7 protein-coding genes are annotated in these 11,672 nt (G+C 43.3%); 5 read left to right on the forward strand and 2 right to left on the reverse strand.

Annotation, left to right across the window (positions count from 1 at the left end; translation table 11 throughout):
- Positions 1-109: 109 nt before the first annotated feature.
- Entirely contained in the window at positions 110-1,675 is a 1,566-nt protein-coding gene (locus tag HMPREF1536_RS15160) for a sulfatase family protein (RefSeq protein ID WP_044191272.1), read from the forward strand.
- Positions 1,676-1,740: 65 nt separating this feature from the next.
- Here HMPREF1536_RS15160 and HMPREF1536_RS15165 read toward each other — a convergent pair whose 3' ends face one another.
- The gene (locus HMPREF1536_RS15165; RefSeq protein ID WP_028726097.1) at positions 1,741-2,583 is read right to left on the reverse strand and encodes a hypothetical protein; all 843 of its coding nucleotides are present in this window, start codon (positions 2,581-2,583) and stop codon (positions 1,741-1,743) included.
- A 79-nt stretch (positions 2,584-2,662) separates the two neighbouring features.
- Here HMPREF1536_RS15165 and HMPREF1536_RS15170 point away from each other — a divergent pair, with 79 nt between their 5' ends.
- Complete coding sequence (locus tag HMPREF1536_RS15170; protein ID WP_028726098.1) at positions 2,663-4,096, forward strand: CCA tRNA nucleotidyltransferase; 1,434 nt, start codon at positions 2,663-2,665, stop codon at positions 4,094-4,096.
- Positions 4,097-4,379: 283 nt separating this feature from the next.
- Here HMPREF1536_RS15170 and HMPREF1536_RS28435 read toward each other — a convergent pair whose 3' ends face one another.
- Positions 4,380-4,553 (reverse strand): helix-turn-helix domain-containing protein, encoded by a 174-nt coding sequence (locus tag HMPREF1536_RS28435; RefSeq protein WP_225607923.1) that lies wholly within the window; start codon positions 4,551-4,553, stop codon positions 4,380-4,382.
- 558 nt (positions 4,554-5,111) lie between these two features.
- Between HMPREF1536_RS28435 and HMPREF1536_RS15180 the strand changes: the two genes are divergently transcribed.
- The 3 genes from HMPREF1536_RS15180 (at position 5,112) to HMPREF1536_RS15190 (ending at position 11,650) form a co-directional block, all read left to right on the forward strand.
- Positions 5,112-8,159: a SusC/RagA family TonB-linked outer membrane protein gene (locus tag HMPREF1536_RS15180; RefSeq protein ID WP_028726099.1), complete on the forward strand. Its 3,048-nt coding sequence runs from the start codon at positions 5,112-5,114 to the stop codon at positions 8,157-8,159.
- 12 nt (positions 8,160-8,171) lie between these two features.
- On the forward strand, positions 8,172-10,106 hold the full coding sequence (locus tag HMPREF1536_RS15185; protein WP_028726100.1) for a RagB/SusD family nutrient uptake outer membrane protein: 1,935 nt from the start codon (positions 8,172-8,174) through the stop codon (positions 10,104-10,106).
- Positions 10,107-10,483: 377 nt separating this feature from the next.
- On the forward strand, positions 10,484-11,650 hold the full coding sequence (locus HMPREF1536_RS15190; RefSeq protein ID WP_028726101.1) for a Gfo/Idh/MocA family protein: 1,167 nt from the start codon (positions 10,484-10,486) through the stop codon (positions 11,648-11,650).
- The last annotated feature ends 22 nt before the right edge of the window (positions 11,651-11,672 follow it).

Raw genomic sequence — 11,672 nt, forward strand, 5'->3', positions numbered from 1 at the left:
TAACGCATTGGTATTAGTCGATTTACCTGGAATTGTATAAAGGTGGGGCGCAGTTGGTCTGTGCCCCGCTTTGCTTATTCGAATTATTAATTTTTCAAATGTCAACGATATGAAATCGGGTTTATTCTATTCATTAACAGGTACTGCGGCTTTGTTATCTGTGGCTTCCTGCTCTCAGAAGAAAGAGAAGGAAGATGTAAAAAAGCCTTATAATATAGTCTATATCATGACGGACGATCATACTGCGCAAATGATGAGCTGTTATGATACCCGTTTTATCCGGACTCCTAATCTGGATATGATAGCAAACGACGGGGTAAGGTTTACTAACAGTTTTGTTACGAATTCGTTAAGCGGCCCCAGTCGTGCCTGTATGTTTACGGGAAAGTTCAGCCATAAAAATGGTTTTACTGATAATACGAACTGTGTTTTTGACGGTTCACAGCAAACAATGCCTAAGTTGTTGCAAAAAGCCGGTTATCAGACGGCGATTATAGGTAAATGGCATCTGGAGAGTCTGCCGACCGGATTTGATTTCTGGGAGATCGTACCCGGACAAGGCGACTATTACAATCCTGATTTTATCACTTCAGATAATGATACGATCCGTAAAAAAGGGTATGTGACCAATATTATTACGGATATGAGTATCGACTGGATGCAGAATCAACGGGACACAAGTAAACCATTCTGTTTGTTTATCCACCATAAAGCTATTCACCGTAACTGGATGGCTGATACATGTAATCTGGGATTGTATGAAGATAAAACATTCCCGCTTCCTGACAATTATTATGATACATATAAAGGACGTCTGGCGGCTGCAGCCCAGGAAATGAGCGTTATCAAGGATATGGATCTTATTTATGATTTGAAAATGCTGCGTCCGGATAAAGACAGTCGTTTGAAAAGCTTGTATGAAAAGTATTATGGACGTATGGACGCAGGGCAGAAGGCTGCCTGGGATGAATTTTATGAACCGATTATAAAAGACTTTTATGCAAAGAATTTAAAGGGTAAAGAACTGGCAGAGTGGAAGTTCCAACGGTATATGCGTGACTATGCCAAGACTGTTAAATCGTTGGATGACAATGTCGGTCGCGTACTGGATTATCTGAAAGAAAAGAATCTGTTGGAGAATACGTTGGTGGTATATACTTCCGACCAGGGTTTCTATATGGGTGAACATGGTTGGTTTGACAAACGATTCATGTACGAAGAATCAATGCATACACCTTTGATCATGCGTTTGCCCGCAGGTTTTGATAAACGGGGGGATATTCCGCAAATGGTTCAGAATATCGATTATGCTCCGACATTTCTGGAGCTGGCCGGTGCGGAAATTCCTGCCGATATGCAGGGGGAATCTCTGTTGCCTTTGTTGAAAGGGGAAAATCCGGCAGATTGGCGGACTTCCATGTATTATCATTTTTATGAATATCCGGCCGAACACATGGTAAAACGACATTATGGTGTGCGTACCGATCGTTATAAGCTGATCCATTTCTATAACGATATTGATAGCTGGGAGTTGTTCGACCTACAGAATGATCCTCATGAAATGAATAATGTGTATGGTCAAAAGGAATATGAACCGGTGGTAAAAGACATGAAACAGGAATTGCTCCGGTTGCAGGAAAAATATGATGATCCGATACGATTGACGCAGAATTGATAATGAGTGGATATAAACTAAAAGAGACTGCCAATTAATGGCAGTCTCTTTTTTATGGGGTTATGTCAGTCTTTGTTTTCCGTATTACTCTCCAACTTATTCTTCAAATAAGCGATCCTGTTTGTTGATTTATCTTTTTCTTTAATCAGGTTTTCCAGATCGCTAAGAACGGTTGCCAGGTCGAAAGTGGCGGCAATTGCTTTTTTATCACCGTCTGCAATATATATTGTATAAGGTTTACCCCCGGTATATTCCGCTTTGATACGCTCTTTTGCGTTTGTGGAAATAAATTTGGCCGCATCAAGACCCTTTTCTCCTTTATAGGTCACTACTTCGGTCGTTTTTCCTAAATCTTTGAAGCGGTAATTCACTCCACCATCATAAGCGATCGATGCAGTTTCGGCAAACTGGCCATCCGGTGTGCTGACCTTTATTCCTGTATGGTTGATCGGCGCACCCCCATAGAAAACGCTGGCAAGATAAATCTCGCCTTTTTCGTTTACTCCGCTCCGGATGTAACAACGTTGCACATTCCGTTCTATCGTTTGTTGCTTCCAGATGTAATTACCGATCTCTTCATAAACGCTGTCTTTTTCAAAATTGAATCCTTTTTTCAGAGCTTCCGCCTCTTCTATTTTAATAGGGAGCAAGCTGTCACAAAAAGCAATAGTTCGTTCTGCTTCTTTTAATTCAACTTGGCGCATCAAAGCCAGGCCCTCCTTTAATACCTTGTATTCTTTCGGATAAAGAGCCCGGAGACTGTCTATTTCACTTTTTGCAGCGAAGAATTCGTTCCGTTCGTACATGCTTCTCGCATTGTTCAATCTGGCTTGCGCCTCTTTTTCCGTTTGGTTGCATGCAGCCAGTGTGATGGCGGCAAGTGCGATACATATTGCTGACTTCTTCATGTTGTTTAGCTTATTCGTTCTGTCTGCAAAGATATATTTTTTATCTTTGCAGTCTCAATGAGTGAGATAAATAAAGCGAATGTATATAGATCAGGAAGATATTTTAAATCATATATCGGCAAAGCCGTTCCATTTAATATCAGAGGCAGCAGACGAATTAGGAGTTGAAGCCTATGTGATTGGTGGTTACGTCAGGGATATTTTTTTATACCGTCCTTCAAAAGATATAGATGTAGTTGCTGTAGGCAGCGGTATTGAATTAGCAAAAGCAGTAGCCAGCAAGTTAGGTAAACGGACGCATCTGTCCGTATTCAAGAATTTCGGTACGGCTCAGGTGAAATCGGGTGACCTGGAAATCGAATTTGTCGGTGCCCGGAAAGAATCTTACAGCCATGACAGTCGGAAACCGATCGTGGAAGATGGTACGCTGGAAGACGATCAGAACCGTCGTGATTTTACGATCAATGCGCTGGCTCTTTGTCTGAATAAAGAGCGTTATGGAGAATTGGTCGATCCTTTCGGAGGGCTGGAAGATATGGATAACCTGATTATCCGTACCCCTCTCGATCCGGATATAACTTTCAGCGACGACCCGTTACGAATGATGCGTGCCGTCCGTTTTGCCTCCCAGCTGGGATTTTTTATCCACCCGGATACATTTGATGCTATCGAGCGTAATAAGGAAAGGATCTCTATCATATCCAAGGAACGGATTGTCGATGAACTGAATAAAATAGTTCTTTCGCCTAAACCCTCGGTCGGTTTTGAACTGCTGGACAAATGCGGATTGTTACCTTTGATATTTCCGGAACTCTGTGCTTTGAAAGGTGCAGAAACAAAGGAAGGTATCGGGCATAAAGATAATTTTGCCCATACTTTAATGGTATTGGATCGTTTGAGCAAGACGACAGATAATTTATGGCTTCGCTGGAGTGCTATTTTTCATGACATAGGCAAACCTGCTACTAAGCGTTTTGATCCTCGTTTGGGCTGGACATTCCATAATCATAACTTTATCGGAGAGCGTATGTTGCCGGGTATTTTCCGTCGTATGAAGCTGCCGATGAATGAAAAGATGAAATATGTCCAGAAGATGGTGACCCTGCACATGCGTCCCATCGTCCTGGCCGATGATGAAGTGACCGATTCGGCTATCCGTCGCCTTCTTTTCGATGCCGGAGATGATATAGATGATTTGATGAAACTCTGTGAAGCAGATATAACCAGTAAAAATCCTGAGAAAGTACGGCGTTTCCTGAATAACTTTCGGTTGGTTCGTGAGAAGCTGGCAGAAATAGAGGAAAAAGACCGGGTACGGAATTTCCAGCCGCCGGTTTCGGGAGAAGAAATTATGGAGATATTCGGTCTTCCGCCTTCTCAACCGGTAGGAATTATCAAGGAGGCGATAAAAAATGCTATCCTGGATGGTCTCATTCCCAATGAGTACGAAGCTGCTAAACAGTTTATGCTGGAACGGGCGGCAAAGATGGGACTGAAACCTGTTAATAACTAATTTCTAGTGCTTAATTGTTCTACTAATTTATGATAGATTACAAAATGTAATCAGTAAATGCTCAGAGCCGGCTCATTTATTCAAGAAGCCGGCTCTGATTCTTTTATTTATATCCCGGAAAAATAGAGCTATTTCCCTCTTAATAATTCAGCCCCTTCATTCCCGAACACGATTTTTAATACTTGTTCTTTTTTGTCGTTATCCAACTTAATTTGTAATACCGTTTCCGTCGATATATTATTGTCTCTACTCAGGACGTATTTCTCAGGATATGCAATAATATCTATGACTGATTCCTGTAATGCATTTGCAATAATGTATTATACTTTAACTCCCGTTCTCCCGACATAATAAGACTTAAGCCAGCCTGTTTTATCCCAATCTGACTAGCTAAATATTCTTGCGAATACCCTTTGTTCCTGCGAATTGCATCTATATTCCTTAGTATATCATTCATACAAGCAATTTAACATTTGTGGTTTGAATAAATAAGCGATCTCCGTAATAAAAAATTGCACATTTGTTTACTAATATAACGAAATGCAATATCTTTGCCCCTGTGATTTTATTAATTCTCTTAATAGACCGTCTGTTCCTGTTTTGAAACATTTCGGTATTAAGTCTAATTGTTAACCAAATATGTCTGAATATGATATTGATATATAGTGAGTTGCGTTTGCCTGTGGATTTAATTGCCTGGTATATGTATAAACGGGTCGGTTATTTTCGATGAGGTAGTTTGCAAGAAACGTTCCTATTGTCTCTCCGTAATAAAGATTGCACTTTGTTAAGTTATGGGGATGATAAAATCTAAGTTTTTTATAATTCGATAGTATTCATTTTAATATTGATTGCCTATGATTATGAATTTTTAAATCCAATGCTTTAGATCGGATATTTAGTTATATCCATTGTGTTTTTTAACCTTATATTCATTTAACAACAAACAAAAATGAAAGAATCTATTTTAGATGTACATTCAGGAAAATGTCTAGCTAAAAGCAATTTATTCAGAATGTTAACCTTATTGCTTTTTGCACTATTCACAACGACTGCATTTGCACAACAGAAAAATATCAGGGGTACTGTTATCGACGCCTCAGGTGAATCCCTTATCGGTGTAAATGTCTCTGTGAAAGGAACCACGATCGGTATTATTACCGATATGGATGGTAAATACCAATTGGAAGTACCGGCCAATGCTACGCTTCTCTTTTCTTATATCGGATACCAAACACAGGAAATAGCTGTCGGTAATCAATCATCGATCAATGTAACATTAAAAGAAGACACTCAGAAATTGGAAGAGGTGGTAGTAGTAGGTTACGGGGTACAGAAGAAAGTAACTGTTACGGGGTCTGTAGCCAGCGTATCCGGTGAAGAACTGAAAGCATCACCAACAACAAACTTATCGAATGGTATGGTTGGTCGTATGCCGGGTGTTATCGGTTTTCAGACAGCAGACGAACCGGGTGGCGGAGGAACAACAATCCGTATACGTGGTACTAACTCGCTGGGAAGTAATGATCCGCTGGTAGTAATCGATGGTGTGCCCGACCGTGATGGCGGTATGAACCGTTTGAATCCGACAGAAATTGAATCTATCTCTGTTTTGAAGGATGCCGCTGCTGCTATCTATGGTGCCCGTGCTGCTAACGGTGTTGTTCTGATTACGACCAAGCGTGGTAAAGAAGGTAAGCCGGTTGTTTCATTTAATGCAAGTGCCGGTTTCTCGAAGCCAACCCGCCTGCCGGAAATGACAAACTCCTATGAATATGCGACCATGTTGAACGAAGTGCTTCCGGGCTCTTTTTCTGATGAGCAGATCGAAGGCTTCCGCACACATGCTGATCCCTGGAAATATCCGGATACCGACTGGTTCGGTGAAATTGTTAAACCCGCTTCTCCTTTGTATCGGGCTGATATAGGTGTATCCGGTGGTACGGACAAAATTAAGTACTATGTTAATTTCGGTGCCAACGGTGAGGATGGACTCTACAAAAACTCAGCCAACCGCTACGACCAGTATAGTTTGCGTGCGAATCTGGATATCAAGACCAGTCAATATGTAGATTTCCAGGTTGGAACAACGGCCCGTTTGGAAGATACCAAATATCCGGCAAAAGGAGCCGGTGATATCTTCGGTAGCGCACGGCGTACCCGTCCGGATCAACCGGCCTGGTGGCCGACAGGTGAACCGGGGCCGGCTATCGAGCGTGGTGATAATCCGGCAGTAACCAGTACGGATCTTGCAGGTTTCGACCATTACAAAAACCAGTATATCCAGAACAACTTTTCTATCAACGTCAAAGTTCCCTGGATCGAAGGTCTTACTTTGCGTGGTAATGCTTCTTACGATATCCATTTCATGAATCGTAGAAAAATGCAGAAACCGGTTTATCTGTATTCATGGGATGGCGTGAACGAAAGCAGTGAAGGGTTGAGCGCTTCGAAACAGTGGATCGATGCACCGACACTGGAACGCAAACACACCGAACAACTCGGCTGGATGCTCAACGGCTTGATCGACTACAACCGCACATTCGGACAACATACAGTTGGTGTAACATTCGGTATGGAAGGTCAGAAGAAACAATATGAAGAAACATTGGCTTACCGCCAGGGTTTCATTTCCGACAGCAAACCGGAATTGAACCTCGGTGGTGAAGAAGGGCAAATGGCGAATGGCTATTCCTGGAAAGAAACTCGTCTGAATTACTTCGGTCGTGTGTCTTACAACTATCTGGAACGTTATTTATTTGAGTTCGTTTGGCGTGTGGATGGTTCCTATCGCTTCCCGAAAGATGAACGTTACGGTTTCTTCCCCGGCGTTTCCTTGGCATGGCGTGCTTCCGAAGAAGGATGGTGGAAAGATAATATCCGTTTTATCGACTATTTTAAGTTGCGTGGTTCTGTCTCACAAACCGGTAATGACGCCCTTGTGGATTCAGATGGTAACTACGATCATTCCATCCAATATCTGACGACTTATGCATTCAACAATGCCGGTACGACATTTGGCGGTATTGAGAACAAACGTTTGTATCCAAGCCGTACTCCGAATCCGAATATTACATGGGAAGTCGGTACAACTTACAATGTCGGTTTAGATCTTAAATTCTTACAGAATCGCTTAAGTTGGGAAACGGATATTTTCTACCATAAACGTACGAACATGTTGATCTCGCGTAATGCGTCGTTGTCGGAAATTACCGGTATCACCTTGCCTCGTGAAAACCTGGGTGAAATGAAAAACCGTGGTTTTGAGTCTTTGGTCAGCTGGCAGGATAAGATCGGTCAGGTAGAATATGGAGTGGCTCTGAACATGACTTATGCCAGAAACCAGATCACTTTCTGGGATGAAGTACAGAATGTACCGGAGTATCAGTTTTCAACTGGCCGGCCGGTAGGTAGCCGTAACCTACTGTACTATGTCTCGGATGGTATTTTCCGCAATCAGGCGGAAGTAGATGAGGCACGGGCAAAGGGATTGTTATATTCAGACAATACTGTTCCGGGTGATATCCGCTTTAAAGATATGAACGGGGATGGCAAGATTGATGGTCTTGACCGTGTCCGTCCGGAAAAGAATCAGGAGCCGCGATTCGTTGCCGGGTTGACACTGACTGCTAAATGGAAAGGCTGGGATGTTATGTTGTTATTCCAAGGTGCAACGGGTGCTCAGGTGTACATCGAAACCTGGTCGGGCCTGGTCGGCAACTATCTGAAGAGCGATTATGAAAAACGTTGGACACCGGAAAATCCCAATTCGGAAGGACCGCGTGCCTGGGACCGTGAAAACCAGTACTGGATTAACAATGATAATACGTACTTCCTGAGAAATGCAGATTATCTCCGTTTGAAAAATGCAGAACTCGGTTACACTTTCCGTTTTGAAGGACTGAAGAAAGTAGGTTTTTCTAATTTGCGTTTATATGCAAATGGTAGTAACCTGTTTACTATCGATGGTGTAAAGGATGCCGACCCGGAACAGCGTGATGGCAGTATCGGTGGTTATCCATTGAGAAAAATTATCAACTTCGGAGTTCAAGCAACATTTTAAAACGTAATTATTATGAAAACGAAACTAAAATATATTTGCCTCTCGGCAGTCGCCGGGCTGACACTTTCACTCAGCTCCTGTTCTGACTTCATGGATCTGACACCGGAAGACCAATATGATGAAACAGCCGTTTGGGCAGATGCAGATTTGACTAAATCGGTTGTCAATGATGTCTACTCGTATGTATGCGACATCGCACAAGAGGTGAATACTTCTGCATGGTCGGACGATGCTTTCTTTACACATGTGTATGGATGCCGTGATATCAATGAAGCAACAGTTTCCCCAAGTAACCTGGGGGCTTATGATCGTGATGACTGTCCGTTCAAGTGGAGTAAACAGTACAAAGGTATCTACCGTGCCAATCTGGTATTGGAAAATATCGATAATGTACCTGAGAAAACCGGTGTAGACCTGAATGTCCTGAAAGGGGAGATCTATTTCCTTCGGGCATATATCTATACGGAATTGCTTCGTGGCTTCGGCGGTGTGCCTATCGTAGATAAGGTGTATTCTATTGAAGAGGCTTCCGAGTTGAGCCTGCCGCGTGCTGATGTAGCAGATGTTATGGATTTTATCCTGAAAGATATCGAGCAGGCTGTTAGCTTATTGCCCGAAGAACAGTCGGGTGCGAACTTAGGCCGTGCAACGAAAGGGGCTGCCAAAGCTTTAAAGGCCCGTGTATTGTTGCATGTAGCCAGTCCGTTGTTCGCAGATCGTTCTGTTAATACATTGGCATGTAATCAATACACCGGCGACCGTCAGGCTTTGTATCAACAAGCTTTGGATGCCGCTAAAGAGGTGATTAATAACGGCCCTTATTCGTTGGTCGATTGCAATGCAGCTACTATTAAGGATATAGCAAACAACTTCCACAATATCATTATTACGAATAATGAGGAAACAATCTGGGCAAAACAGTATGTAAACAAAGATCAGAATGCCGATAACTGGGTTCGCAACCGTGTCGCTTTGCTGCATGGGCCGAACGGATATCATAACTGGGCAGGAACTGCTCCGACACATGATTTGGTTATGGCATTCGAGGTGGAAGACGGAAAACTTCCTGATGAACTGCTGAAACCCGGTGAAGAAACGACTGTGAATCCGTATGCAAACCGTGAACCGCGCTTCTATGCTACAATAGGTTATGACGGTGCAGAGTGGGGACGTCCCAGAGCTGCCGATGGAGCCGTGTTCGATGCCACCCCGCTGGGTAATCTGCAGTTCGGTTATTACGAATTGAGTAGCGGTGGTTCAAAAGTCGATGCCATACAATCTGTGGATGATGAGAATAATCCGATCAAAACGCAGTCCTTTAACGGTATGGTGGGGGTAGATTCCCGTATGTCGAATATCGAAAACTGGAATGGTACGTATACAGGTTATCTGGAGAAGAAATTAATAGATGGCACAGTCTCTGCGACCGAACATAATTTCCAGACCAATCCGATGCCGTATATCCGTTTGGCCGAAATGTATCTGATTGCGGCTGAAGCAAGTCTTGAGTTGAACAAGTTGGATGAAGCAGTCACTTATCTGGATGCTCTTCGTAGTCGTATCGGTCGCCCGGACACAAAAGCCACTTTGGCGGTTCGTGGACAGGCATTCAACCAAAACGACTTACGTGAATTCCTGCGGCGGGAGCGTCGTGTAGAGTTGGCTTACGAGGAATCACGTTATTATGATGTACGCCGCTGGATGATCGCTCCGGAAGCGGGTAGCAAGAAGTTGACGGGTATTACTATTGTAGGTCGTCTGAAACCCGGTAAGACGGCGACTTTACCTTATGTACATGATGAAGAGGTATATGATTATACCTGGACTGTCCTCAATCTGAACTATATAGAGAAGCGTAAATGGGATAACAAAATGTATTTTGCTCCAATCAAACTGGAAGAGACATTGCGTAATCCGGCCTTGGAGCAGAACCCCGGGTTTAAGTAGTACTGGTTTTTATAAGGTAAAGAGTAGAGCTTTTCGGAAAAAGGCTTAAGGCTTTTCCCGAAAAGGTAGGCATCGGTTATCCAATGGGTCGGTAGCTATTTTTTATGGCTGCCGACCCATTTTAAATAACTCTTGTATCATTCACATTTCACCGTAATCATTCTTGCTGTCAATCAGCAGTATTGTCGGAGATAACGGGTGAAACGTACTTGTTCTATCAGGTAGATTGCATGCGATTATTGAGGGGGTAAGAGGGGCAGATCTGTAGCTGTATATTGATCGATATAATAATAATATTACGAAATTTATTGTACATATTACAGCATTTTGTAACTTTGGGCAATCTCTCAATTCGTAATTTGTAAAATAGTATTATCATGAAAAACAGAAAGCTAAGAATGGGCATGGTAGGCGGTGGCAGCGATGCTTTTATTGGAGCTATCCATCGTCGTGCGGCCTTTATGGACAATCAGATTGAATTAGTTTGTGGATGTTTCAGCGTAGACCCTGAAATATCAAAAAGTTCCGGACTCTCTTATTTCTTGCCGGAAGACCGTATTTACAGTACTTACCAGGAAATGTTCGAGCATGAAATGACTTTGCCGGAAGGAGAACGGATGGATTTTGTAACTATCGTGACTCCCAACCGCTGGCATTTCGAACCGGCTATGATGGCTTTGGAAAGAGGTTTCCATGTCGTAGTGGATAAGCCGATGACCTTCTCTTTGGAGGAAGCGAAGCAATTACAGAAGAAGGTGGAGGAAACCGGACTCGTTCTGGCTCTTACCCATGTTTATTCAGCCTATCCTGCTGTAAAAGAGGCGAAAGCCCGTATCGCCAGAGGTGATCTGGGTAAACTGCGTCGTGTATATGTGGAATACCTGCAAGGATGGCTGTCCGACCGCATCGAATTACAAGGAGGTAATAATGCCGGATGGCGTACTGACCCGAAACGTTCGGGGAAAGCCGGTTGTATCGGTGATATCGGTACACATGCCTGGCACCTGAGTGAATATATAACAGGTCTTAAGGTGCAGGAAGTCTGTGCAGACCTGAATGCCTTTGTTCCCGGACGTCCGATCGACGATGACGGTGCCGCCTTTATGCGCTATGAAAATGGCGTGGTCGGTACACTTACAGCCTCACAGATCGCTGCCGGAGAAGAAAATAATATCCGTATCCGTATTTATGGAGATAAAGGCGGGTTGGAATGGCAACAGCAGGAACCTAATACCCTGTTTGCCAAATGGACTGATAAACCGACCGAGGTTATCCGGATGGGAAACAACGGATTTATAGGCGATACGGCCAAGATGAATACCCGTACACCGGGCGGTCATCCCGAAGGTTTCATCGAAGCTTTTGCCAACATATACAGAAACTTCGCCCATACCGTAATGAGCATCAAGAAAGGAGAACAGCCATGTGAAGAATGCCTGGACTTCCCGACCGTATACGATGGCGTAAGAGGTATGCAATTCATTGAAACAATGGTGGAAGCCGGCTACAATGAAAATGTGAAATGGCAGAAGTGGGTCGATTGATTATGCACATACATTGAAAACC

Source organism: Parabacteroides gordonii MS-1 = DSM 23371 (genome assembly GCF_000969825.1).
GTDB lineage: Bacteria > Bacteroidota > Bacteroidia > Bacteroidales > Tannerellaceae > Parabacteroides > Parabacteroides gordonii.

Coding starts and splice junctions, on each gene's coding strand:
- HMPREF1536_RS15165 (WP_028726097.1), bottom strand. CDS start 2,583: ATGAAGAAGTCAGCAATATGTATCGCACTTGCCGCCATCACACTGGCT.
- HMPREF1536_RS15185 (WP_028726100.1), top strand. CDS start 8,172: ATGAAAACGAAACTAAAATATATTTGCCTCTCGGCAGTCGCCGGGCTG.
- HMPREF1536_RS15160 (WP_044191272.1), top strand. CDS start 110: ATGAAATCGGGTTTATTCTATTCATTAACAGGTACTGCGGCTTTGTTA.
- HMPREF1536_RS15170 (WP_028726098.1), top strand. CDS start 2,663: ATGTATATAGATCAGGAAGATATTTTAAATCATATATCGGCAAAGCCG.
- HMPREF1536_RS28435 (WP_225607923.1), bottom strand. CDS start 4,553: ATGAATGATATACTAAGGAATATAGATGCAATTCGCAGGAACAAAGGG.
- HMPREF1536_RS15180 (WP_028726099.1), top strand. CDS start 5,112: ATGTTAACCTTATTGCTTTTTGCACTATTCACAACGACTGCATTTGCA.
- HMPREF1536_RS15190 (WP_028726101.1), top strand. CDS start 10,484: ATGAAAAACAGAAAGCTAAGAATGGGCATGGTAGGCGGTGGCAGCGAT.